Source organism: Streptomyces sp. NPDC051664, from assembly GCF_044453545.1.
Lineage (GTDB): Bacteria > Actinomycetota > Actinomycetes > Streptomycetales > Streptomycetaceae > Streptomyces.
On record NZ_JBITCU010000010.1, the window covers coordinates 180,373 to 202,831 of the forward strand.

General features: G+C 71.9%; 21 protein-coding genes. 5 read left to right on the forward strand and 16 right to left on the reverse strand.

Annotation, left to right across the window (positions count from 1 at the left end; translation table 11 throughout):
• Window positions 1-26: 26 nt before the first annotated feature.
• The 8 genes from ACIA8E_RS20675 to infC form a co-directional block, all read right to left on the reverse strand.
• Window positions 27-1,367 carry a transcriptional regulator gene (locus tag ACIA8E_RS20675; protein ID WP_399300117.1) on the reverse strand — a complete coding sequence of 447 codons (1,341 nt, stop codon included), beginning with the start codon at window positions 1,365-1,367 and terminating at the stop codon, window positions 27-29.
• Window positions 1,368-1,879: 512 nt separating this feature from the next.
• On the reverse strand, window positions 1,880-4,390 hold the full coding sequence (pheT, locus tag ACIA8E_RS20680; protein ID WP_399300120.1) for a phenylalanine--tRNA ligase subunit beta: 2,511 nt from the start codon (window positions 4,388-4,390) through the stop codon (window positions 1,880-1,882).
• Window positions 4,390-5,529 (reverse strand): phenylalanine--tRNA ligase subunit alpha, encoded by a 1,140-nt coding sequence (pheS, locus tag ACIA8E_RS20685; RefSeq protein ID WP_399300123.1) that lies wholly within the window; start codon window positions 5,527-5,529, stop codon window positions 4,390-4,392. Before pheS ends, pheT begins: the two co-directional genes overlap by 1 nt.
• A 199-nt stretch (window positions 5,530-5,728) precedes the next feature.
• Window positions 5,729-6,865, reverse strand: coding sequence for an ATP-binding protein (locus tag ACIA8E_RS20690; protein WP_399300126.1), 1,137 nt, complete (start codon window positions 6,863-6,865; stop codon window positions 5,729-5,731).
• Between the two features lie 142 nt (window positions 6,866-7,007).
• Entirely contained in the window at window positions 7,008-7,850 is an 843-nt protein-coding gene (locus ACIA8E_RS20695; protein WP_399300129.1) for a TrmH family RNA methyltransferase, read from the reverse strand.
• Between the two features lie 132 nt (window positions 7,851-7,982).
• Window positions 7,983-8,366 carry a 50S ribosomal protein L20 gene (gene rplT, locus ACIA8E_RS20700; RefSeq protein WP_003970214.1) on the reverse strand — a complete coding sequence of 128 codons (384 nt, stop codon included), beginning with the start codon at window positions 8,364-8,366 and terminating at the stop codon, window positions 7,983-7,985.
• Window positions 8,367-8,480: 114 nt separating this feature from the next.
• The gene (gene rpmI / locus ACIA8E_RS20705; RefSeq protein WP_030918579.1) at window positions 8,481-8,675 is read right to left on the reverse strand and encodes a 50S ribosomal protein L35; all 195 of its coding nucleotides are present in this window, start codon (window positions 8,673-8,675) and stop codon (window positions 8,481-8,483) included.
• A gap of 120 nt (window positions 8,676-8,795) precedes the next feature.
• Entirely contained in the window at window positions 8,796-9,545 is a 750-nt protein-coding gene (gene infC, locus ACIA8E_RS20710) for a translation initiation factor IF-3 (RefSeq protein WP_399300134.1), read from the reverse strand.
• Window positions 9,546-9,854: 309 nt separating this feature from the next.
• Here infC and ACIA8E_RS20715 point away from each other — a divergent pair, with 309 nt between their 5' ends.
• Window positions 9,855-10,217, forward strand: coding sequence for a DUF1844 domain-containing protein (locus ACIA8E_RS20715; RefSeq protein ID WP_030968584.1), 363 nt, complete (start codon window positions 9,855-9,857; stop codon window positions 10,215-10,217).
• 100 nt (window positions 10,218-10,317) lie between these two features.
• Here ACIA8E_RS20715 and ACIA8E_RS20720 read toward each other — a convergent pair whose 3' ends face one another.
• On the reverse strand, window positions 10,318-11,046 hold the full coding sequence (locus tag ACIA8E_RS20720; RefSeq protein WP_399300137.1) for an SseB family protein: 729 nt from the start codon (window positions 11,044-11,046) through the stop codon (window positions 10,318-10,320).
• Window positions 11,047-11,133: 87 nt separating this feature from the next.
• Here ACIA8E_RS20720 and ACIA8E_RS20725 point away from each other — a divergent pair, with 87 nt between their 5' ends.
• Entirely contained in the window at window positions 11,134-12,063 is a 930-nt protein-coding gene (locus ACIA8E_RS20725) for a serine hydrolase (RefSeq protein WP_399300140.1), read from the forward strand.
• 51 nt (window positions 12,064-12,114) lie between these two features.
• On the opposite strand, the gene mycP is transcribed toward ACIA8E_RS20725, so the two are convergent.
• Window positions 12,115-13,323: a type VII secretion-associated serine protease mycosin gene (gene mycP, locus ACIA8E_RS20730; RefSeq protein ID WP_399300143.1), complete on the reverse strand. Its 1,209-nt coding sequence runs from the start codon at window positions 13,321-13,323 to the stop codon at window positions 12,115-12,117.
• Window positions 13,320-14,219: a hypothetical protein gene (locus ACIA8E_RS20735; RefSeq protein WP_399300380.1), complete on the reverse strand. Its 900-nt coding sequence runs from the start codon at window positions 14,217-14,219 to the stop codon at window positions 13,320-13,322. The genes mycP and ACIA8E_RS20735 overlap by 4 nt, the downstream gene beginning before the upstream one ends.
• A 592-nt stretch (window positions 14,220-14,811) precedes the next feature.
• Between ACIA8E_RS20735 and ACIA8E_RS20740 the strand changes: the two genes are divergently transcribed.
• On the forward strand, window positions 14,812-16,014 hold the full coding sequence (locus tag ACIA8E_RS20740; RefSeq protein WP_399300146.1) for an amino acid deaminase/aldolase: 1,203 nt from the start codon (window positions 14,812-14,814) through the stop codon (window positions 16,012-16,014).
• Window positions 16,015-16,045: 31 nt separating this feature from the next.
• Here the strand turns inward: ACIA8E_RS20740 and ACIA8E_RS20745 are convergent, their stop codons facing one another.
• The 4 genes from ACIA8E_RS20745 to ACIA8E_RS20760 all read right to left on the reverse strand — a co-directional run bounded on the left by ACIA8E_RS20745 (window position 16,046) and on the right by ACIA8E_RS20760 (window position 20,583).
• Complete coding sequence (locus ACIA8E_RS20745; protein ID WP_399300149.1) at window positions 16,046-16,957, reverse strand: DUF2510 domain-containing protein; 912 nt, start codon at window positions 16,955-16,957, stop codon at window positions 16,046-16,048.
• A gap of 96 nt (window positions 16,958-17,053) precedes the next feature.
• Window positions 17,054-17,842, reverse strand: a complete 789-nt coding sequence (locus tag ACIA8E_RS20750; RefSeq protein ID WP_399300152.1) for a 3-oxoacyl-ACP reductase — start codon at window positions 17,840-17,842, stop codon at window positions 17,054-17,056.
• A gap of 6 nt (window positions 17,843-17,848) precedes the next feature.
• On the reverse strand, window positions 17,849-19,213 hold the full coding sequence (locus tag ACIA8E_RS20755) for an aldehyde dehydrogenase family protein (RefSeq protein WP_399300155.1): 1,365 nt from the start codon (window positions 19,211-19,213) through the stop codon (window positions 17,849-17,851).
• An 8-nt stretch (window positions 19,214-19,221) separates the two neighbouring features.
• Window positions 19,222-20,583: a glutamine synthetase family protein gene (locus tag ACIA8E_RS20760; protein ID WP_399300158.1), complete on the reverse strand. Its 1,362-nt coding sequence runs from the start codon at window positions 20,581-20,583 to the stop codon at window positions 19,222-19,224.
• Window positions 20,584-20,658: 75 nt separating this feature from the next.
• Between ACIA8E_RS20760 and ACIA8E_RS20765 the strand changes: the two genes are divergently transcribed.
• Both ACIA8E_RS20765 and ACIA8E_RS20770 read left to right on the forward strand, forming a co-directional pair.
• The gene (locus tag ACIA8E_RS20765; RefSeq protein WP_399300161.1) at window positions 20,659-21,402 is read left to right on the forward strand and encodes a FadR/GntR family transcriptional regulator; all 744 of its coding nucleotides are present in this window, start codon (window positions 20,659-20,661) and stop codon (window positions 21,400-21,402) included.
• Window positions 21,403-21,494: 92 nt separating this feature from the next.
• A complete protein-coding gene (locus ACIA8E_RS20770) occupies window positions 21,495-22,190 on the forward strand; it encodes a gamma-glutamyl-gamma-aminobutyrate hydrolase family protein (protein ID WP_399300164.1) in 696 nt (231 codons plus the stop codon).
• Window positions 22,191-22,208: 18 nt separating this feature from the next.
• On the opposite strand, the gene ACIA8E_RS20775 is transcribed toward ACIA8E_RS20770, so the two are convergent.
• Window positions 22,209-22,421, reverse strand: coding sequence for a hypothetical protein (locus ACIA8E_RS20775; protein WP_399300167.1), 213 nt, complete (start codon window positions 22,419-22,421; stop codon window positions 22,209-22,211).
• Between the last annotated feature and the right edge of the window lie 38 nt (window positions 22,422-22,459).

Here is a 22,459-nt window from a genome sequence, read left to right on the forward strand (position 1 = left end):
GCAGGAGCAGCGCCGGAGGGGAATGTTCAGAGCGGTACGCGCAGCGCTCCTTCGATGAGTTCGGCGGCCCGCTCCGCGTCGGCGCAGCCGCTCGCGATCAGATCGTCGCGCACCGCCCGCAGCCGGTCCCGCAACCGCTGCGACTCCATCCCTCGGACCCGTTCCGCCATTTCGGCCGCCGTGCCGGCCGCTCGGTCCGCCTCCCCCTGCCGTAGCTCGATATGCGTCAGTATGGCCAGCCGGTGCACGCGGCCCCGGTCGTGGGCCGGCGTCCGTACCGCCGCGCCGGCGTGCTCCCGCGCCCCCCGCAGATCGCCGAGGCGGAGCAGCGCCTCGGCCACCTGCACATTGACCAGGCCTGGCTCGACGTACCCCGTCTCGTCGGGCTCATGCCCGGGACGGATCCGTCCGGCCTCCGACTCGGCGCGCCGGATGCACTCCAGGGCACCGTGGCCGTCGCCGAGATGGGCGTACGCCTTGGCCTGCATCGCGTACAGATCAGCGGCGAGCGCGGGTGTGATGTCCCGGCCCGCGGCCCGCAGCGCCGCCTCCGCGAACGCGACGGACTGCCGGTACTCCGCCAGGAACAGCGACTGGTTGACGAGCAGGGCGATCACATACCCGCCGAGCCCCCGGTCTCCGCTCGCCTTGGCCAGCCGCAGCGCCTGGTGGAAGTAGCGCTGGGCAAGACCGTGCGCGTCGGAGTCGTAGGCGCAGATGCCCGCGACGGCCACCAGCCCGCCGGTCGCCCGGTGCAACTGGCGGCCCAGCGCATCGCTGTAGCCGCCGCGCAGCAGCGGGGCGGTCTCGGCGTTGAGGAAACCGACGATGCGGGAACGGGTCGCGATGCCGCCTGCCCTGCGGTACATCAGTTCGTAGTGGGTCCGGGCCGCACGCAGCGTCGCTATGTCGGCCGGGGAGACACGGGTCGTACCGGCACGGGAGACATCGGCGTCCTCCGGCGGGTTCTCCCACTCCCAGACCGGCATCACCGCCGTCGTACCGGTGACGGCCGCCGAGGCGAGGACGTGCGGGCGCTGCTGTTCGTCGGAGCGCCACAGCGCGGTGGCCCGCTCGACGAACCCCGTGAGCGTGGAGGCCGGCACGGGTGCACCGCCGCCGGGGCATGCCATGCCGATGTCGTCGAGCGAAACCGGCCGGTGGAGCCGGTCGCCGAGCACCTCACAGATCAGGTCGGGCACCTGACCGCGCGGGCGCTGGCCCTTCAACCAGCGTGCCACGGCGGTGTGTTCGTACCGCAGGGACAGCCCTCGGGCACGCCCGGCCCGATTGACGTGCGCGGCGAGGCCCGCCCGGGAGACGCCCGCCTCGTCGATCAGGGCCTCGAGCAGAATGTTGGGCTCCATTGCCCCTCCTCCGCCGGACACGCCTTGAGGCGTGTCGCCCCAGTGGAGCACGTTTCACACGGGGTGTGAACGGAATGCCCGAACCGTCCCGCTGCGCACTCTGTTGCGCCTGGGCGCCGATCGGTTGAATCAGTCGCCTCGCAAGAGGCGGCCGGGTCGTCTGCTCCCCCTCGTACAGTCGACGACCCGCACCCGCGCCGTTCGCCCTGCCGACCTGCCCGACACTCCGTGGCAGCGCGGGCGGCGCTGGATCGCACGACCCACTGCCCACTGATCGGAGGGTGGCTGCGGGGCCGTACCGGAACCGGGTTCCCCCGGGCCGGGACGGAGCCCGCGTGCGGTCCCCCGCCGTTCGGCGAGCACAGGAGGAGGGGGCGTATCCGTCCACCGGATACGCCCCCTCCTCACCTCTTGCCTTCGAGCCCGTCGAGGATCCCTCCCATGCCGTCAAGGCCACGGGGAGATCGCGCCCGGAGGGCACGCGCACCCGCCGGACGGTCGCCGTGGGCCCACTACGCTCCGCGCAGCACCGCACCGGTCCGCTCGGCAGCCAGGCCGACCGCCGCGTCGCGGGCAGCCGTGGCCTCGTCGACGGTCAGCGTGCGGTCCGGGGCCCGGAACCGCAGCGCGTACGCCAGCGACTTCTTGCCCTCGCCGATCTGCTCGCCGGTGAAGACGTCGAACAGCCGCAGCGATTCGAGGAGTTGACCGGCGCCGTCACGCAGCGCCTCCTCCACCGTGGTGGCGGGCACGTCCTGCGCGACGATCAGCGCGACGTCCTGGGTCGCCACCGGGAAGGTGGAGATCCGCGGCGCCTGGAGCGCACCGTCGACGGCCTGCTCCAGGAGGTCGAGCTCGATCTCCATGGCGCAGGTCCGCTCCGGCAGGTGGAGCTCCTTGATGACACGCGGGTGCAGCTCACCGGCGTGTCCGACGAGGGTCTCCTCGGCGCCCACCGTCACGAACAGCGCGGCGCAGCGGCCGGGGTGCCACGGCGCGTGCTGGTCGCTGCGGACGGTCAGCTCGACGCCCGCCTCACGGGCGATCGTGCGGGCGGCCTCGATGGAGTCCGCCCAGTCGGCAGGGCGGCCCTTGCCCCACCAGCCGGCCTGCTCGCGGGCGCCCGCGAGGACGACCGCGGCGCGGCGCGGCTGACGCGGCAGTGCGGCATTCAGGCCGGCGATCTCGTCGTCGGTGGGACGGCGGTCGACGGTCAGCCGTTCGGTCTGCGTCTCGTCGCCGGTCGGCCTGAAGACCAGACCGGTCTCGAAGAGCGCGAGGTCGTGGCTGCCGCGGCCGTCGTTGCGCCGCAGTGCGCCGAGCAGGCCCGGCAGCAGCGTGGTGCGCAGCGCCGGCTCCTCGTCGGAGAGCGGGTTGACGAGCTTGACCGTACGACGGCGGGCGTCGTCGGCGTCGAGTCCGAGCTGGTCGAGCACGGCGTCGCCGATGAACGGGTAGTTCAGCGCCTCGACATAACCGGCTCCGGCCAGCGCCCGGCCGAACCTGCGGTGCAGCCGCTGGCGGTCGGTGAGCCCGCGGCCGGACGGCGGCGTCGGCAGGGTGGACGGAAGGTTCTCGTAGCCCTCGAGCCGGATGACCTCTTCGGCGAGGTCGTTCGGCTCGCCCAGGTCGGGCCGCCAGGACGGCACGGTGACGAGGAGCTCGTCCTGCCCGTAGACGTCGCAGCCGACCTGCTGGAGGCGGCGTACGACGGTCTCACGGCCGTACGCGACGCCGGCCACCCGGTCGGGGTGGTCCGCGGGCATCGCGATGGTGCGGGGCGCGGACGGGGCGGTGACCTCGGTGACACCGGCCTCGGCGGTGCCGCCGGCGAGCAGCACCAGCAGGTCGACGGTGCGCTGCGCGGCAGCGGCCGCGGCCTGCGGGTCGACGCCGCGCTCGAAGCGCTTGGACGCCTCGGAGGACAGCTTGTGGCGGCGCGCGGTCCGGGCGATCGAGATCGCGTCGAAGTGCGCGGCCTCGATGACGACCTCGGTGGTGTTCTCACCGTTCTTGACGTCGGCGATCTCCGTGTTGGCGCCGCCCATGACACCCGCGAGGCCGATCGGGCCGCGGTCGTCGGTGATGACCAGGTCCTCGGCGTCGAGAACGCGGACCGTCCCGTCGAGCGTGGTGAGCTTCTCGCCCTGCTGGGCGCGGCGCACCCCGATCGGCCCGTCGACGCGGGTGCGGTCGTAGGCGTGCAGCGGCTGGCCGAGCTCCAGCATCACGTAGTTGGTGATGTCGACGGCGAGCGAGATCGGGCGCATCCCGGCCTTCTGCAGCCTGCGCTGCAGCCAGATCGGGGAACGCGCCTCGGGCTCCAGGCCGACGACGGTACGCGCGGTGAACCTGTCGCAGCCGATCGGGTCGGCGATCTTCACCGGGTACCCGAACGCGTTCGGCGCGGGAACGTCGAGGAGCGCCGGGTCGCGCAGCGGCAGCCCGTACGCGATGGCGGTCTCGCGGGCCACGCCACGCATGGAGAGGCAGTAGCCGCGGTCGGGCGTGACGGCGATGTCGAGAACCTCGTCGACGAGTTCGAGCAGCTCGATCGCGTCGGTGCCGACCTCGTGCTCCGGCGGCAGCACGATGATGCCGTGCGTACCGTCGTCGCCCATGCCGAGCTCGTCGGTGGAACAGATCATGCCGTGCGAGGTCCTGCCGTACGTCTTGCGTGCGGCGATCGCGAAGTCGCCGGGCAGCACGGCGCCCGGGAGGACCACGACGACCTTGTCGCCGACAGCGAAGTTACGGGCTCCGCAGACGATCTCCTGCGGCTCACCGGTGCCGTTGGCGGAGCCGACGTCGACGGTGCAGAAGCGGATGGGCTTCTTGAAGCCCTCCAGCTCCTCGATGGTCAGTACCTGTCCGACGACCAGGGGGCCCTTGAGGCCGGCGCCGATCTGCTCGACGGTCTCGACCTCGAGACCGACGGCGACGAGCTTGGCCTGTACGTCACGGCCGGTCTCCGTCGCCGGCAGGTCGACGTACTCCCGCAGCCAGGAAAGCGGGACGCGCATCAGATCTCCATCCCGAACGGCCGGGTGAACCGGACGTCACCCTCGACCATGTCTCGCATGTCTTCGACGTTGTGGCGGAACATCAGCATCCGCTCGATGCCGAACCCGAAGGCGAATCCGCTGTACTTCTGGGGGTCGACACCGCAGGCGATGAGCACCTTGGGGTTGACCATGCCGCAGCCGCCGAGCTCGATCCAGCCCTCGCTGCCGCAGGTGCGGCAGGGGCGGTCCGGGTTGCCGACGGACTCGCCGCGGCAGACGTAGCAGACCATGTCCATCTCGGCGGACGGCTCGGTGAACGGGAAGAAGTTCGGCCGCAGCCGGGTCTTCATGTCCGGGCCGAAGAGCGCCTGGACCATGTGGTCGAGGGTGCCCTTGAGGTCGGCCATGGTGAGGCCCTCGTCGACGGCGAGCAGCTCGATCTGGTGGAAGACCGGGGTGTGTGTCGCGTCGAGCTCGTCGGTCCGGTAGACCCGGCCCGGGCAGACGACGTAGACGGGCGGCTCGCGGTCGAGCAGGGTGCGGGCCTGGACCGGCGAGGTGTGCGTGCGCAGCACGACGCCGGACTCGTCGCCCGTGGTCGGCTTCCCGTCGGGCGTGGTGCCCTGGACGAAGAAGGTGTCCTGCATCTGCCGGGCCGGGTGGTCGGGCACGAAGTTCAGGGCGTCGAAGTTGAACCACTCCGCCTCGGCCTCGGGGCCCTCGGCGACCTCGTAGCCCATGGCCACGAAGACGTCGGCGACGCGCTCCATGATGGTCGTCAGCGGGTGGCGGGCGCCGGCCGGAGTTCGGTCGTACGGCAGCGTGACGTCCACCGCCTCCTCGACCAGCACACGGGCGTCCCGCTCGGCCTCCAGCTCCGCCTGACGGGCGGCGAGGGCCTTGCTCACGGCGCCGCGGGCCTGGCCCACGCGCTTACCCGCCTCGGCCTTGGCCTGCGGCGGCAGGGCGCCGATCTCCCGGTTGGCGAGCGACAGGGGCGAGGTACCGCCGGTGTGCGCGGTCTTCGCCTGGGCGAGCGCGTCGAGGTCGCCCGCGGCGGCGAAGGCGGCGAACGCCTCGTCCCGCATGCGCTCGATCGCTTCCGGTTTCAGTGCCTCGACCTCGACTGGGTCGTACGACTTGTTCGGTGCCGACATCTCTTCCCGTGCTTCCGATTGGCTGATACTGCTCTTACCGGGGGATACCCCCGGACCCCCGTGGCCCCGCTCGACAACTGGAGGACACAAAGGTGCCAATGGTCGAGTCTAAAGGCCGCGAGGGGTCGAGGAAGCCCGCGGGCTGCTCAGGCCCTCCCGTCGCCCACCGCCACCCTGCCTGATTGCTGCGCGAGCTCGTCTATTTCAGGTAGGCCGGCGCCCCCACGGGCAGAATAAATCGGAACTCGGCGCCGCCGCCGGGCCCTCGGCCGACCGTGATCGTGCCGCCGTGCGCCTCCACGATGCCCTTGACGATGTAGAGGCCCAGGCCCGTCCCGCCACGCTTGCTCCCGCGCCAGAAGCGGGTGAAGACACGGCCCATCGACTCCTCGGGGATACCGGGGCCTTCGTCGCTCACGGTGACGGCCGTTCCCTTCTCGTCTCTGGTCGCGGGTGCGGGTGCGACCTCGATGGTGACGGTTCCCTCGCCGTGGCGCACCGCGTTTTCCAGCAGGTTCCCCAGTACCTGGTCGACCTTGTCCGGGTCGGCCCAGACGGCGGGCAGCGGCTGCCGGGTGCGGACGAGGAACCGGTCAGGGGCCAGACCGGTCGCGGTGAGGGCCTGGATGTGTCGTTCGACGGCGGCGGAGAGGTCGACCGGCTGGCGGCGTAGCTCCAGGCGCCCCGAGTCGATCCGGGAGATGTCGAGCAGTTCGGCGATGAGCCGGGTGACGCGGTTGGCATCGGCGTCGACGGTCTCCAGCATCAGCCGCTTCTGGTCGTCGGTGAACCGCTCCCATTTGGCGAGCAGGGTCGCCGTGAAGCCCTTGACCGAGGTCAGCGGGGAGCGCAGCTCATGGGCGACGGTCGCGATCAGTTCGGCGTGGCTGCGCTCGGTGCGGCGGCGAGCCTCGGTGCCGCGCAGGCTGATCACCAGCCGGCGTACGGGCCCGGTGGGGCGCTCACGTACGTACCGCGCGGAGACCAGCACCTCACGGCCGCCGGGAAGCAGCAGATTCCGCTCGGGCTGTCCGACCCGGGTGGCGAGGCCGCCGTACGGGTCGGTCAGCGCCCACCAGCGGCGGCCCTTCAGGTCCTCCAGCGGCAGTGCGTGTTCCAGCGGACGGCCGAGAGCGGCGGCCCGGGGGACGGCGGTGATCCGGGCGGCGGCGGAGTTGAAGCAGATGACCCGGCCCGTCTCGTCGGCGATGACGAGACCGTCGGGGAGGTCGTCGGGGTCGATGGCTCCGTCCGCGTCCGCGACCCTGGTGACGGTCGCGATGCTGTCCGCGCGGTCGATGTGCGACTCGCGCGGCCTGCTCATGCCGACTGCCATATTCCCGTACCCCACCTCTCGAACCGGTGCAGTGGGCCCCGAGTCCGTCACCCTACTAGTCGTCGGTGACGGAGCGACACCCTGTGGCAGCGCACCGCTGCGATGCGCCGGGCGGCCGGGTACGGGCCGGGGCGCGGAACGGTCAGCCGGTGGTGCGGCGGGGGCGCTGGGCGCGCGCCGAGGCGTACAGACAGACGGCCGCGGCGGTGGCGAGGTTGAGGCTCTCCGCCTTGCCGTGGATCGGCACCCGTACGACTGCGTCGGCGAGCGCCCGGGTCTCCTCCGGCAGGCCCCAGGCCTCGTTGCCGAAGACCCAGGCGGTCGGCCCGCCCATGGTGCCCGCGTCGAGCTCGTCGTCGAGGTCGTCGTCGCCCGCGCCGTCGGCGGCGAGGATCCGTACGCCCGCGCCCCGCAGCCCCTGCACCGCCTGCTCGACCGGTACACCGACGGCGACCGGCAGATGGAAAAGCGAACCGACGGACGCACGCACGGACTTGGGGTTGTACAGGTCCACGGATGCGTCCGTGAGCACGACGGCGTCGGCGCCCGCGGCGTCGGCACAGCGCAGCACCGTGCCGGCGTTCCCGGGGTCGCGCACATGGGCGAGGACGGCGACCAGGGTGGGCTTCGCGGCGAGGATGGACTCGAACGGCGAGTCGAGGAAGCGGCAGACACCGATCAGTCCCTGCGGCGTGACGGTCTGCGACATCTCGGCGAGCGTGTCGCCGTCGGCGAGGTGCACCCGGGCGCCGGCCGCGTGGGCGGCGTCGACGATGTCGGCGTACCGCTCGGCCGCCTCGACGGTGGCGAAGAGCTCCAGCAGCGTCGGCTCACCGTCGCTGCCGCGGTGCTCGGCGGCCTCGCGCACGGCCTGCGGCCCCTCGGCGATGAACCGTCGCTCCTTGCCGCGGAAGTTGCGCCGGGCAAGGCGCCGGGCGGCGGCGACACGCGGCGATCGCGGGGAGATCAGTTCGGGGGTGCCCATGGTCGGCGGCGGGCCTCTCTACGTGCGGAGGTACGGATCGGGCGGAGGTACGGAACACGTCGTGCAACGCACCGGACCCGCAGACGACGAGCGCCTGCGGGTCCGGCTCAAAGCCAAGAAGTGTGCCCTGGATCAGGCGGCCTTCGGGGCGTTGACATCGCTCGGGAGGGCCTTCTGGGCAACCTCGACGAGGGCGGCGAACGCGTTGGCGTCGTTGACCGCGAGCTCGGCCAGGATCTTGCGGTCCACCTCGATGTTGGCGGCCTTCAGACCCTGGATGAGGCGGTTGTACGTCATGCCGTTCTGGCGGGCAGCGGCGTTGATGCGCTGGATCCACAGCTGACGGAAGTCGCCCTTGCGCTTCTTGCGGTCGTTGTAGTTGTAGACCAGGGAGTGGGTGACCTGCTCCTTGGCCTTGCGGTACAGGCGCGAGCGCTGACCGCGGTAACCGCTGGCGGCCTCGAGGATTGCCCGGCGCTTCTTGTGGGCGTTGACTGCCCGCTTGACGCGTGCCACTTGTTAACTCCTTGTAGCGGGGCTGGTGTTCACGGTATCGACTCACCCAGCCCGGAAACGAATTGGTCCCGGTGTGACAGAGGTCGCGCCCCCGGACTCACCGGGGGCCTGGCCTCACTTGCCGAGAAGCTTCTTGATCTTCTTGGCGTCGGCCGGAGCCACGACGACCGTGCCGGTCAGCGAGCGGGTCTTCTTGGACGACTTGTGCTCGAGCAGGTGGCGCTTGCCGGCCTTCTCGCGGAGCACCTTGCCGGAGCCGGTGATCTTGAAGCGCTTGCTGGCACCGCTGTGCGTCTTGTTCTTCGGCATCGCGCCGTTCTCTCCTCGTCAGTGGCGCCCCTCGCGGTGCGGGCACCGGACAGCAGGGGCGTCAGATCTTGGTGGGAATTCCGGGGGGACCCGGGGCCGCCTGGATGGCGCCCCCTGAGGTCACGCCTCGGAAGGTGTATCGGTCGAAGCCTCGGGCTGCGCCTCGGCCGGAGCCTCGGCAGCCTCTTCCGCAGCCTCGGCGTCGGGGGCGTAGCCCTGACGCTCCGCCTTGCGGGCGGCCTGGGCCTCACGGGCCTCGGCCATGGCTTCGGTCTTCTTCTTGTGCGGGCCCAGAACCATGATCATGTTCCGGCCGTCCTGCTTCGGGTTCGACTCGATGAAGCCGAGTTCCTCGACGTCCGAAGCGAGACGCTGAAGCAGTCGGAAGCCGAGCTCAGGGCGGGACTGCTCACGACCACGGAACATGATCGTGATCTTGACCTTGTCGCCCTGCTTGAGGAACCGAACGACGTGACCCTTCTTGGTGTCATAGTCGTGCGGGTCGATCTTCGGCCGGAGCTTCATCTCCTTGATGACCGTGTGCGCCTGGTTCTTCCGCGCCTCACGGGCCTTCATGGCCGACTCGTACTTGAACTTCCCGTAGTCCATGAGCTTGCACACGGGCGGACGGGCGGTCGCCGCCACCTCGACCAGGTCGAGGTCGTACTCCTGTGCGAGTTCCAGGGCCTTGGCAAGCGGAACAATCCCGACCTGCTCGCCGCTGGGACCGACAAGTCGCACCTCGGGAACGCGAATCCGGTCGTTGATGCGGGGCTCGGCGCTGATGGATCCTCCTCGGTAGCACCACGCGGCCGCCTGGCGGACAGCCACGTAACGTCTGTTTTCCTGAGACCAACCGCACCAGCACATCAAAAATGCCCCGGACGGGACACAGGCGGGGCTCCTGGAAAACCGGAACACCGCCGCGGTCAACCGCGGGGCGCATCATCGGGCGGCTCCATCGTCCGTACGGAACGATGGTCGCCACCTGACCGGTGACCTGCCGTCCCGGAGGATGGTCAGGTGGGAGATCGGAGCCTCCACTTGTGGGCCGGACACATAGATGTCCAGCCGGTCGTTACACAAGGTTAGCAGCTCCCCGGGGGTGGTGCGACCCGTGCACCGCTCGCGCAGCTCCCGCGGACGGGGGCCTGCAGGCGTGGGCCTATCGTATGGCTCATGAGTGACGCGACCCCCAGCAGTGAAACCCCCGGCTTCGACGACATGGCCCGCGACATCGCGGAGGTCCCCGCGGTCGAGGTGATCGTGACGGTCGCCGTCAATCTGATGAGCGCCGCCGCCGTGAAGCTCGGCCTGACCGAGGACGGCGACAAGCACAAGGACCTCGACGAGGCCCGCAAGCTGGTCCACGCGCTGGCCGGCCTGCTGGACGCGAGCACCACCGAGATCAGCTCGTTCCACGCGGCGCCGCTGCGGGACGGCCTGAAGTCGCTGCAGCTGGCGTTCCGCGAGGCGTCGCTCGTCCCGGACGAGCCGGGCCAGGGCCCCGGCGAGAAGTACACCGGCCCCGTCTTCGGCTGAGCCCGCCCCGCCCCTTTCTTTCCTTCCTTCCTTCGACGACCGTGAGCCCCCAGCCCGTCCGGGCAGGGGGCTCACGGTCGTTCGCGGGCCGGTCGGTCGATCAGCGTGCGAAGAGAGGCTCACCGGGAGTGATCGCGTCGGCCGGAAGCAGCGCCAGGTCCAGGCCCCGCACCAGCCGGGCGCGCAGCACCGCGTCGGCGGCCAGGGACTCCGCAACCCGGCGGGCCGCGTCGGCGGGGGCCGCGTCAGGCACCAGGACCAGGGCGAGGGTGCCGCCGGCCCGGCCCGGGACGAGGTGGGCGCGGATCACCGCGGGCTCGGCGGCGACCGCCTCGCGTACCGCGGAGGTGACCGCCGGGTCGTCCAGCGGGTCGGCGCTGGTACGGCCCTCGGCGAGCGCGAGCAGCGCGGAGCCGGTCAGCTCGAACGCGACGGGACCTGCGAGATCGAGCACCACCGTGTCCGCCTTCTCGTGCGCGGCGGCCTGCAGCGCCTGGTGCAGGGGTACGGCGACGGGGCGGGCCTGCGGGTCCCAGAGCGCCAGTGAGGCGGTCGAGGTGAAGGCGGGCAGGGCGCGACGGTCCCCGGCCTGGAGCGTCGGCACGGCCATGTCGCTGGTCTTCTCCCGACGCAGCCCGGTTTCGTCCTCCTCCACTTCCCCGAGGACGGCGACGACGGGGACCAGGAGGCGGGCGCCCTTGAGCGCTTCGAGGACTGGGCCGATGGCCGTACGGTCCTCGACCCAGGCGGCGAGTGCCGCGGTCAGTGCGGGGTCGGCCGTGCCATCGTCGTCGGAGTAACCGGAGTCCGGAATGTTCTTCTGCGCCACAGGGTGAGCGTAGTCGGTGCGGTTTCTCACGAAGCCCTCAGGTGGACCACAGCCCGTTGCCAGGTGCCCTTCCTAGCGTCCGGTTCCATGACCCTGCCGATACCGAAGACAAGTACGAAGATGCGTACGTCCGTGCTGTCCGCGTCCGTGACCACCGTGTTCCTGCTGGCCGGTTCTGTTGCGGGCGGCATGTATCTGGCGGGCCGGTGGTCGGCTCCGGGCCCCGGCCCGGTCGCCTCCGTGTCGTCGGCCGCGGACTCACCGGCTCCGGGCCCGCCGGCTCCGGTGGTGACGAGCGAGGAGCCCGAGGTGGATCTGGACGCGGAGCTGGCCGCGGCGGTGGCGCCGCTGGCCGACGACTCCAGCGTGTCGGTCGCGGTGCTGGACGCCGCGGTCGGGGCCGGTGCGGTGTACGGGAAGGGGACGTACGCCACCGCGAGCATCGTCAAGGTCGGCATCCTCGCGGCGCTGCTGCTCCGGGCCCAGGACCAGGGGCGGGAGCTCACCGAGTTCGAACGCAGCCGTTCCGTCACCATGATCGAGAACAGCGACAACGCCGCCGCGACCGCGCTGCTGCGGACGATCGGCGGGGCGGCCGGGCTCGACGCGGCCAACACCCGGTTCGGCCTGGTCAGCACGACCGCCGCGGCTGCGTGGGGGCTGACCCGGACCACGGCGGCGGATCAGCTGGTGCTGCTGAAGACGGTGTTCGGTACGCACTCGAAGCTGACCGAGGACTCCCGTGCCTATCTGCAGCGGCTGATGCGGAACGTGGCGGCCGATCAGCATTGGGGGGTGTCCGCGGCGGGCAGCGACTGGGCGCTGAAGAACGGGTGGATGCCGCGGAGCGCCACCGGCCTCTGGGACATCAACAGCATCGGACAGGTGAAGAGCGACGGGCACACGTACCTGGTGGCGGTGCTCTCCGCCGGGCAGCAGACGATGGCGACGGGGATCGAGCAGGTGGAGTCGGTCGCGAAGGCCGCGGTCGAGGTGCTCGACGCGGCGCGCCGATGACGCACGGGCCTCGCGGCCGGACGATCGGATCGCGGGGTGGCCGCCACGGCTTCAGCGGCGTGCGAAGGTTCTCCTGTCGCGCCACAGCAGCACGGCCAGCGCCAGCAGTACGGCTCCCAGGCCGCCCGCGGCCGGGGCGAGCCAGCCTGCGGGGCCGCCGTCACGGTGCTGCGCGGTGGGACCGGGGCCGAAGTACCGCTTGCGGTAGCCGGCCTTCGAGGAGTCGGCGGAGCCGGCCGGCTCCGCCTCTGCCCGCAGACCGGCCTTGCGGAGCTTGCCGCCCGCCTTGATCGCGGCGGCCGGGTCGACGATGCCGTAGCCCCGGGAGTCGTCGCGGCCGCCCGCCGGGGAGCTGCGGGCGGTGTCCGTCAGGAGCGCCTTCACCTGGGCGGGCGTGAGTCCCGGATGGGCGGCCCGTACCAGCGCGACCGCGCCGGAGACGAACGCGGAGGCCGCCGATGTGCCCCACTCGATGTAGTAGTGACGGTCGGGGGCCGGGACCACTATGTCGACGCCGGGAGCGCTGACGGTGGCGTACCAGTGGCGGGTGGAGAAGGCCGCGTGGGTGCCGTAGCGGTCGACGGCGGCGACCGCGATCACGCCGGGGTAGGCGGCGGGGTACGAGATGTGGTCACCCTTCTCGCCCCCGTTGCCCGCCGACGCGACGACGACGGCGCCCTTCTTCAGCGCGTACTGGATGGCGGCGTCCTCGCCGCCCTCGGGGTGTGCGGACGCGCTGTCGTCGCCCAGGGAGAGGTTGATGACGTCGGCGCCGTGGTCGGCGGCCCAGCGGATGCCGTCGGCCAGGGCCGTACCGCGGGACTCGCGGGCCTTGTCGCGGGACGGGTCGGAGGCTTCGAGGATCACCCGGACCGGGAGGATCTTCGCCTCGGGGGCGATGCCGAGCACTCCGTCGGCGCGGCCGACGCCGTGGCCGCGGCCCGCGATGATTCCGGCCATCGCGGTGCCGTGCCGGGCCCAGGAACGGTCGCCGCGCCCGGCGCCGAAGCCGATCAGGTCCTTGCCGGGCAGTACCTGGCCCGCCAGGTCGGGGAGGCTGTCATCGACCCCGGTGTCGACGACGGCGACGGTGATGCCCTTGCCCTTGGTGGTCTGCCACGCCCGGTCGGTGTGGAGCGCCTGCAGCCCCCACTGCTGCGGCCGGATGGTGTCCGCGCGGGCGGGGACGGCCGGGAGCAGCGTGAACGCGGTGGCGGCGCAGAGCGCGCCGAGGGCGCGGCGGTGGCGGCGGCTGTTCATCGCGGCTGCTCCGAGAGGTCGGTGACGGTCCGGCGCAGCCCGCGCTCGATCCGGTCGGCGATGCCCTTGGCCTCATGGCCGAGGCCGGCCTGCGCGGCGGCCGTGGTCGCGTCCGCGGCGATCGCCTTCGCGACCGGCTGCGGATCGCTGACCGTACGTCCGTCCGCGAACCCGGAGACGGCGAACACGACGACCGGCACCTCGGTCAGCACATGGACGGTCCAGCTGCCGCGCTGCCGGTCGCCGAAGCCGGCGGCGACCGTGCCCTTGACCGCGTACGTACGGGGCATCAGGTCGGTGCGCGCGTCGAGGTGCTGATCGGAGAATCTGGTGCTCAGCGCTCTCATGGCGTCGGTGGAGCCCTCGGTGAAGATCATGCCGACCGTGGTGACGCTGCTGGAGGTGGCGTCCACGTAGGTGGCGCGCAGCAGCCGCTCGCAGCCGACCGGGCGGATCGTCTTGAGCAGCAGCGGGTCCAGGGCGGTCGTGCAGCCGCTGTCCGGGGCGACGGCGACCCGGGTCCAGACCCGGTCCGCACCGCCGGGCCCCGCGCCGTCCCCTTCGAGGGTGCGGGGGAACAGGGTGTCCACGGGGACGTTGTGCCAGACGGTGCGCCCGGTGGCGTAGGGATTGCGCGTACCGGCGTCGGCCGAGGAGTCACTGATGAGCCAGCTGCCGGTGACCGCTCCGCCGATCAGTCCGAGCCCGAGCACGACACAGGCCGCCGCGGCGGCGGTCCGTGCGGGGCGGCGGGTACGGACGGGACGCAGCCGGGTGGTGGTCTCGGCGGGCGTCTCCGGCCTGGGGTACGGCAGGGCGTGGAAGTGCGTCTGCGCGGGCGGGAAGTAGCCGCCGGGATGCGGCGGGGCCGCACCGGGACGCGGGGTGAGATCCACGGCCCCCACGGGCCTCCGCCGGGTCGGCGGGGGCGACGTCGTTCCGGGGCGGGGCGCAGCGGTGGGGGCCGGGACGGCCGCGGGCACGACGCGGAGCCGAGTGGTCGTCTCCATCGGCGTCGGCTCCGGTTCCGGCGGGTGCGGGGAAGTCGGGGCTGCGGCAGGGGCATACGGTCCGCGCGTCGGCGCGTCCTGAGCGGGAACGGCGGGTGCGGTGCGCTCGGGCGCGGACGTGGGCGAGCCGAACGCCGGCACATCCGGAGCCGTCGGCTGCGGGTCCTGGGTCGGGGGCGGGGGCGTCGCCCCGGTCGTACGCACCGGTTTCCCGTGGGTGTCCGGTGGCGCGGCCGGGCGTGGTGGCGCCGTCGGTCGGGGCGGCACGGGAGCGCGCTGCGCCTCGGTACTCATCCGCCCCCCTGGTCCACGTTCCGTACCGCTCGCGGATCACCTTCACAGGCAGGCCTGTTGGTCACCGCGTCCCGTTACTCTACGGGCTGTGAGAGGCCCGGCGGGAGTCGGGCGTCGCGCCCCTGGGAGATCTGCCCCGATCGTCCCCCTACCCAGTGGTAAAGGTGTCTGGCAAGCTGCGGCCATGACTGCGCGTGCCGCTGACCGGACCCGTTACGAGCGGGCCACCGCACATCTCGACGCCCCGATCGCCGTGGTCGATCTGGATGCCTTCGATGCCAACGCCGACGACCTGGTCCGCCGGGCGGCGGGGAAGCCGATCCGGGTCGCGAGCAAGTCGGTGCGCTGCCGGACGCTGCTGGAGCGGGTGCTCGCACGGCCGGGGTTCGCCGGGGTGATGTCGTTCACGCTCGCCGAGTCGCTCTGGCTGGCCCGGGCCGGTTTCGACGACGTACTGCTGGCCTATCCGTCGGCCGACCGGTCCGCCTTCGCCGAGCTGGCCGGGGACCCGAAGCTGGCCGCCGCGGTCACGGTGATGGTGGACGACCATGCGCAGCTGGAGCTGATCGACGCGGCGCGGGCCGGTGGCCAGGAGGAGATCCGGGTCTGTCTGGAACTGGACACGTCGCTGCGGCTGCTCGGCGGCCGGGTCAGGATCGGGGCGCTGCGTTCGCCGCTGCGCTCCCCCGCCCAGCTCGCGGAGCTCGCCCGCTCGGTGGCGCGCAGGCCCGGTTTCCGGCTGGTCGGCCTGATGGCGTACGAGGGGCATATCGCCGGCGTCGGGGACTCGGTCGCGGGCCGGCCGCTGCGTTCCCGGGCGATCCGGCTGATGCAGGCGACGGCCCGCAGGGAGCTGGCGGCCCGGCGGGCTGAGGTGGTCCGGGCCGTGCGGGCGGTGGCGCCGGATCTGGAGTTCGTGAACGGCGGCGGCACCGGCAGTGTGCAGCACACGGCGGCGGAGCCGGCGGTGACCGAGATCGCGGCCGGGTCGGGGCTCTACGCGCCCCGGCTGTTCGACAACTACACGTCGTTCGTGGCACGCCCGGCGGCGCTGTTCGCGCAGCCCGTGGTGCGGCGGCCCGGCGTGGGGGTGGTGACGGTGCTCGGCGGCGGCTACCCGGCGTCGGGGGCCGCGGGGGCGGACCGGCTGCCCGTTCCGTATCTGCCGGAAGGGCTGCGCTACGACCCGCAGGAGGGGCCCGGCGAGGTGCAGACACCGCTGCTCGGCGCCCCGGCCGACGATCTGCTGATCGGTGACAAGGTGTGGTTCCGGCACGCGAAGGCCGGTGAGCTGTGCGAGCGCTTCGACGAGCTGCAGCTGATCGAGGGCGACCGGGTGACGGCGACCGTGCCGACGTACCGCGGCGAGGGGCAGACGTTCCTCTGACCTCCTGGCTCCCTGTCCCCCTGACGTGATGTCAGGGAGCCACGGAGCTGCCGACGCCGCCGCTGGTCTCGCTGTCGTCGATCGGCCGGATGGCCCGGGTGAGGGTGTCCATGAGGGAGAGCGGCGGTCCGTCGGGACCCGCGTCGAAGGCGTAGCGCACGATGACCGGCGATTCGCTGCCGACCGTCGACGGGAAGACGAGCGACTGCACATAGCCGCCGGGTCCCTTGGCGGTGTGGACCCGCCAGCGCACCTCGTAGCCCGTGCGGCCCGCCACGCTGACCGATGCGGATCTCAGCTGCTCATGGGAGGTGATGCCTCCGTGGATCCGGTCGCCGACGATGTTCTCCTCGTACGCCTTGTCGGCCGCGGTGCTGATGTCCTGCTTGGCCAGGGCCTCGGCGGAAGTGAGGTCCGTCTCGCTCGCCGTACGGGTGGTCACCGTGCCGTGGTAGCAGAAGGCGGAGGAGTCGCCGGGGCAGGCGTAGGAGTCGGCAGTGCGCATGGTGAGCGCCTTCTCGACGGTGCTCTCCGGCCTCTCCCAGCCGTCGGGGATCGGCAGGGTGATGCCGTTGAGCTGGTCGACGAGCAGCGTCGGGTCCGTCGCCGGACCGTCCCCACCGGCCGTGGTGGTGGCGGTGGGGAGCGGGGCGGAGCGGGTCGGCCCGGACGACTTGGATGCCGCTCCGCCGTCCTCCCTGCCCAGCTGGACGGCCCCGGTGACGGCCGCACCGACGACGACCAGGGCCGCCGTCGTGATCGCCGCGATCCGGATGCCGCCCCCGCCTCCGCTGCCTCCGCCCGCGTACGGGGGTGGGACCGGCTGCTGCGGTGCGGGCGTGTTCGGCCGGGTGTGAGCGGTCCATGCCGCGCCGTCCCACCACCGGTCGGTGCCCGGGGCCGCGGAGTCCGGGTACCAGCCGGGCGGTGTCGCGTTGCTCATGCCTCCACTCTAGGGTTCCGCCGTCGACGGGAGTCCGGGGCGGGCGGTTCGACGTGGGGTCGTGGAGCCATGAGCACGCGCGTATCGAGGGGCCCGTCAGACGGGCGTGACGTACGCGCCGGAGATTCCACCGTCGACAAGGAAGTCCGTGGCGTTCACGAACGAGGAGTCGTCGCTCGCGAGGAACGCGACCGCCGCCGCGATCTCGGTGGCCTCCGCGAACCGGCCGACCGGGATGTGCACCAGCCGGCGGGCCGCGCGCTCCGGGTCCTTGGCGAACAGCTCCTGGAGCAGTGGGGTGTTGACCGGCCCGGGGCAGAGCGCGTTGACCCGGATGCCTTCACGCGCGAACTGGACACCGAGTTCGCGGGACATGGCGAGCACGCCGCCCTTGGACGCGGTGTACGAGATCTGGCTGGTGGCCGCGCCCATGATGGCCACGAACGACGCGGTGTTGATGATCGAGCCGCGGCCCTGGCGCCGCATGTAAGGGAGGGCGGCCTTGCAACAGAGGTAGACGGAGGTGAGGTTGACGTCCTGGACGCGCTTCCAGGCCTCCAGTCCGGTGGTGAGGATGGAGTCGTCGTCGGGCGGCGAGATGCCCGCGTTGTTGAAGGCGATGTCGACGGAGCCGTAGGTGTCGTATGCCGCCTTGAAGAGCGCCTCGACCTGTTCGGGGTCGGTGACATCGGTGCGTACGAAGATGCCGCCGGCCTCGTCGGCCGCGGCCTTGCCCGCGGTCTCGTCGATGTCCGCGCAGACGATGTGGGCGCCCTCGGATGCCAGGCGGCGGGCGGTGGCGAGGCCGATGCCGCTGCCGGCGCCGGTGATGACGGCGGTGCGGCCGACCAGGCGGCGGCAGATGTTCTCGGTGTCGGTGGTCATGCTGGTTCAGGCCTCCGTACTGATGAAGACGTTCTTGGTTTCGGTGAAGGCGGTGAGGGCGTCGGGGCCCAGTTCCCGGCCGAGACCGGACTGCTTGTAGCCGCCGAACGGGGTCCAGTAGCGGACGCTGGAGTGCGAGTTGACGGACAGGTTCCCGGCCTGGACCGCCTGGGAGACGCGCAGCGCGCGGCCGACGTCTCGGGTCCAGATGGAGCCGGCGAGGCCGTACTCGGTCGCGTTCGCGAGCCGGACGGCGTCGGCTTCGTCCTCGAAGGGCAGGACGACGGCGACCGGTCCGAAGACCTCTTCGGTGGCCACGGGCGAGTCGGGGCGGGCGTCGGTCAGCACGGTCGGCGGGAACCAGAACCCTGGGCCCTCGGGTGCGCCGCCCCGGATCGCGGTCGCGCCCTCGGGGACGTACGACCGTACGCGTTCCAGCTGGGCCCGGGAGATCAGAGGCCCCATCCGGGTCTTCTCGTCGGAGGGGTCGCCGACGACGACCGAGGCGACGGCCGGGGCGAGGAGTTCGAGGAAACGGTCGTAGGCGGAGCGCTGGACGAGAATGCGGGTGCGGGCGCAGCAGTCCTGGCCCGCGTTGTCGAGGAACGCCATGGGTGCGGCGACCGCGGCGGCCTCGATGTCGGCGTCGGCGAAGACGATGTTTGGGCTCTTGCCGCCGAGTTCGAGGGTCAGCCGCTTCACACGCTCGGCGCACCTGGCCATGATCTGCTTGCCGACCCGGGTGGAGCCGGTGAAGACGATCTTGGCCACGCCGGGGTGCTCGACGAGGGCGTTACCCGTCTCGGCACCCGCTCCGGGCAGCACCTGGAAGAGATGCTCGGGAAGGCCCTCGTCCAGGGCGAGCCGGGCGAGCCGCAGGGCGGTGAGCGGGGTGGTCTCGGCGGGTTTGAGGAGGACGGCGTTGCCTGCGGCGAGGGCGGGGGCGACGCCCCAGGCGGCGATCGGCATGGGGAAGTTCCACGGCGCGATCACGCCGACGACGCCGAGGGGTTCGAGCAGGGTGAGGTCGATGCCGCCGGGGACCGGGATCTGCCGCCCGTTGAGCCGCTCGACTCCCCCGGCGGCGAATTCGAGCAGATCGCGGACGTTGCCCGCTTCCCACCGGGCGTTGGCGAGGGTGTGGCCGGCCTCACGGACCTCCAGCCGGGCCAGCTCCTCGCGGTGTCCGTCGACGGCCGCGGCGAAGCGGCGCAGCAGGCGCGCGCGGTCCGCGGGGGCCATCGCCGCCCAGATCCGCTGGGCGGCCGCTGCTCGGCGCACGGCGGTGTCGACCTCGGCCGCGGTGGTGGCCGGGACGATCGCGACGACTTCCTCGGTCGCCGGGTTGAGTACCTGGTGCTCGGTGGTCACGGAGTGCCTCACAGACGTTCGAAGGAGCGGCGGAGCTCCCAGTCGGTCACCGCTGCGTCGAACGCCTCGAGTTCGACGCGCGCCATGTTGCGGTAGTGCGCGACGACGTCGTCGCCGAAGGCCGCCTTCGCCAGGTCGCTCTTCTCCCAGAGGCCGGCCGCTTCGCGCAGTGTGGTGGGGACGTGGTCGTACGCGGCGGTGTAGGCGTTGCCCTCGCAGGGTTCGGGGAGTTCGAGCTTCTGCTCGATGCCGTGGAGGCCGGCGGCGATCAGACCGGCGACGGCGAGGTGCGGGTTGACGTCACCGCCGGGCAGCCGGTTCTCGAACCGGGTCGAGCGGCCGTGGCCGACGACGCGGAGCGAACAGGTGCGGTTGTCGTGGCCCCAGGCGACCGCGGTCGGGGCGAACGAGCCGGGCTGGAAGCGTTTGTACGAGTTGATGTTCGGCGCGTAGAGCAGGGAGAAATCGCGCAGTGCGGCGAGCTGTCCGGCGAGGAAGTGGCGCATCACCGGGGACATGCCACCCGCTTCGCCCGCCATGACGTTGCGCCCGTCCGCATCTTGGAGGGAGAGGTGGATGTGGCAGGAGTTGCCCTCGCGCTCGTTGAACTTGGCCATGAAGGTGAGCGCGACGCCCTCCTGGGCGGCGATCTCCTTGGCGCCGGTCTTGTAGACGGCGTGCTGGTCGCAGGTGACCAGGGCCTCGTCGTAGCGGAAGACGATCTCGTGCTGTCCGGGGTTGCACTCGCCCTTCGCGGACTCGACGGTCAGGCCCGCGGCCGCCATCTCGTTACGGATGCGACGGAGCAAGGGTTCGATGCGGCCGGTGCCGAGGACCGAGTAGTCGATGTTGTACTGGTTGGCCGGGGTCAGATCGCGGTAGTTGCGGTCCCACGCCTGTTCGTAGGTGTCCTTGAAGACGATGAATTCGAGCTCGGTGCCGACATGCGCGGTGAAACCGTGCTCGGCGAGACGCTCCAGCTGGCGGCGGAGGATCTGGCGGGGCGCGGCGACGACGGGTGAGCCGTTCTCCCAGGCGAGGTCGGCGATGACCATGGCCGTGCCGTCGTTCCATGGGACGCGCCGCAGGGTGGTGAGGTCGGGGTGCATGGCGAAGTCGCCGTACCCGCGCTCCCAGGAGGACATGGCATAGCCGTCGACGGTGTTCATGTCGGTGTCGACGGCGAGCAGATAGTTGCAGCCCTCCGTGCCGTGTTCCAGGACCTCGTCGAGGAAGAAGCGGGCGGCGAACCGCTTGCCCTGCAACCGTCCCTGCATGTCGGGGAAGGCCAGGACGACGGTGTCGATCTCACCGCTCTCGACGAGGATCCGTAGTTCCTCGACCTCCAGCGGGGGTGTGCGGTCTGCCACGGGAAGATCCTCCTTCGGTCAGCCGGAAGTCATAAGGTATGGGCAAGAACCATTGTTGGGAAGAGAGGTCGGGACGTGGCGCAGGAAAGCGAGTCCGGCCGGCACGGGTCCGCGCGGCAACTGCGACCCGTGCTGCGACCCGTGCGCGCGGGCAACGGCTTCGAGGAGGCGCTCGAACAGATCCTCCAGGTGGTGAGGCTCGGGCTGGTGCCCGGCGGCGAGCGGCTGCCCGCCGAGCGCGACCTGGCCGAGCTGCTCGGGATCAGCCGGGTCACGCTGCGCGAGGTGCTGAAGGTGCTGCAGGACCAGCGGCTGGTGGAGAGCAGACGAGGGAGGTACGGCGGTACCTTCGTGCTCCCCCGCACCGACAGCCCCGGCGAGGACGAGCTGCGCCGCCGGGTGGCGGCCGTCGACGTCGAGGACGTCCTGCGCTTCCGTGAGGTGCTGGAGACCGGCGCGGCCGAACTGTGCGCCGCGCACGGGCTGACGGACGAGGGCGCGGAACGGCTGCGTACGGCTCTGGCGGCGACACACGATGCACCTCTGCCCGACTACCGCAGGCGCGACACCCTTCTGCATCTGACACTGGCCGAGCTGTCCGGCTCCGCTTCCCTGACCGCGCAGTACGCGGCCGTCCGGGCCACCGTGAACGACCTGCTGGACTGCATACCGCTGCTCGTGCGGAACCTGGAGCACTCGCAGCATCAGCACACCGCGCTCGTCGAGGCGGTGCTCGACGGGGACGCGGAGGCGGCGCGCGCCGTGATGCGCGAACACTGCGCGGGCACGGCGGCGCTGCTGCGCGGATTCCTGGCCTGACCGCTTGCGCGGCGACCCACCGAAACGCAAAGGTATTCCTCAGCACCATTGAATCGGGTCCGCCCGCAGGCGGCCGACCGGAGGGTCCCGCCATGTCCGTACCGCTCATCGGCGTCACCACCTATCTGGAGCCCGTCGCCCGCTGGGGTGTCTGGGAACTGCCCGCCGCCCTGCTCCCGTCCGCCTACCCGCGGCTGGTCCAGCGCTCCGGGGGCCTCGCCGCTCTCCTGTCGCCGGACGCCCCGGCCCGGGCGGCGGCCGCCGTGGCCCGGCTGGACGGTCTCGTCATCGCGGGCGGCGCCGATGTCGAGCCCGCGCGGTACGGGGCGGAGCCCGGACCGAGGACCGGACCGCCGAACCGGGAGCGCGATGCCTGGGAGCTGGCCCTGCTCGATGCCGCTCTGGGGTCCGGCACACCGGTGCTCGGCATCTGCCGTGGTATGCAGCTCATGAATGTGGCGTTCGGCGGCACCCTCATCCAGCACCTGGACGGGCATGCCGGCCCGCACGGGAAGGCCGGGGTCCTCGGCGAGCACCCGGTGACACCGGTACCGGGGACGCGCTACGCATCGATCGTGCCCGAGGAGTCCGCCGTACCGACCTACCACCACCAGGCCGTGGACCGCCTCGCACCGGACCTGGTGGCGTCCGCCCACGCGGCGGACGGCACGGTGGAGGCGGTCGAACTGCCGGGGGCGCGGTGGGCGCTCGGGGTGCAGTGGCATCCGGAGATGGGTGACGACCTGCGGGTCATGCAGGCGCTGGTGACGGAGGCGTCACGCGGCTGATCGTTCGACGGCCGGCAGCTACCGCGTGCGCCGTCCGAGCCTGCCGCGCAGCCATTCCAGCGCCGCCGCCGCCTGCGCACCCTGGAACGCCCGTACGGTCGGCAGTCCCGGCGGGTCCGGCATCAGCGAGTGCGCGAGGAAATAGCCGGCGAGCGCGGCGCTGCGCACGGAGTCCGGGAGGTCGGCCCAGTGGTGACGGACGCCGGCGGCCGGCGGGGCGGTCACTTTCATCTGTGCATCCTTGGCCCCCGGGCGCAGGCCGGCCAACC

Bases quoted from the DNA above. Each gene is read 5' to 3' on its own strand.
- infC (WP_399300134.1), bottom strand. From the start codon at position 9,545: ATGTGCTGGTGCGGTTGGTCTCAGGAAAACAGACGTTACGTGGCTGTC.
- ACIA8E_RS20675 (WP_399300117.1), bottom strand. From the start codon at position 1,367: ATGGAGCCCAACATTCTGCTCGAGGCCCTGATCGACGAGGCGGGCGTC.
- ACIA8E_RS20695 (WP_399300129.1), bottom strand. From the start codon at position 7,850: ATGGGCACCCCCGAACTGATCTCCCCGCGATCGCCGCGTGTCGCCGCC.
- rpmI (WP_030918579.1), bottom strand. From the start codon at position 8,675: ATGCCGAAGAACAAGACGCACAGCGGTGCCAGCAAGCGCTTCAAGATC.
- ACIA8E_RS20740 (WP_399300146.1), top strand. From the start codon at position 14,812: ATGACTGCGCGTGCCGCTGACCGGACCCGTTACGAGCGGGCCACCGCA.
- ACIA8E_RS20725 (WP_399300140.1), top strand. From the start codon at position 11,134: ATGACCCTGCCGATACCGAAGACAAGTACGAAGATGCGTACGTCCGTG.
- ACIA8E_RS20745 (WP_399300149.1), bottom strand. From the start codon at position 16,957: ATGAGCAACGCGACACCGCCCGGCTGGTACCCGGACTCCGCGGCCCCG.
- pheS (WP_399300123.1), bottom strand. From the start codon at position 5,529: ATGTCGGCACCGAACAAGTCGTACGACCCAGTCGAGGTCGAGGCACTG.
- ACIA8E_RS20715 (WP_030968584.1), top strand. From the start codon at position 9,855: ATGAGTGACGCGACCCCCAGCAGTGAAACCCCCGGCTTCGACGACATG.
- ACIA8E_RS20690 (WP_399300126.1), bottom strand. From the start codon at position 6,865: ATGGCAGTCGGCATGAGCAGGCCGCGCGAGTCGCACATCGACCGCGCG.
- ACIA8E_RS20770 (WP_399300164.1), top strand. From the start codon at position 21,495: ATGTCCGTACCGCTCATCGGCGTCACCACCTATCTGGAGCCCGTCGCC.
- ACIA8E_RS20750 (WP_399300152.1), bottom strand. From the start codon at position 17,842: ATGACCACCGACACCGAGAACATCTGCCGCCGCCTGGTCGGCCGCACC.
- pheT (WP_399300120.1), bottom strand. From the start codon at position 4,390: ATGCGCGTCCCGCTTTCCTGGCTGCGGGAGTACGTCGACCTGCCGGCG.
- mycP (WP_399300143.1), bottom strand. From the start codon at position 13,323: ATGAACAGCCGCCGCCACCGCCGCGCCCTCGGCGCGCTCTGCGCCGCC.
- ACIA8E_RS20775 (WP_399300167.1), bottom strand. From the start codon at position 22,421: ATGAAAGTGACCGCCCCGCCGGCCGCCGGCGTCCGTCACCACTGGGCC.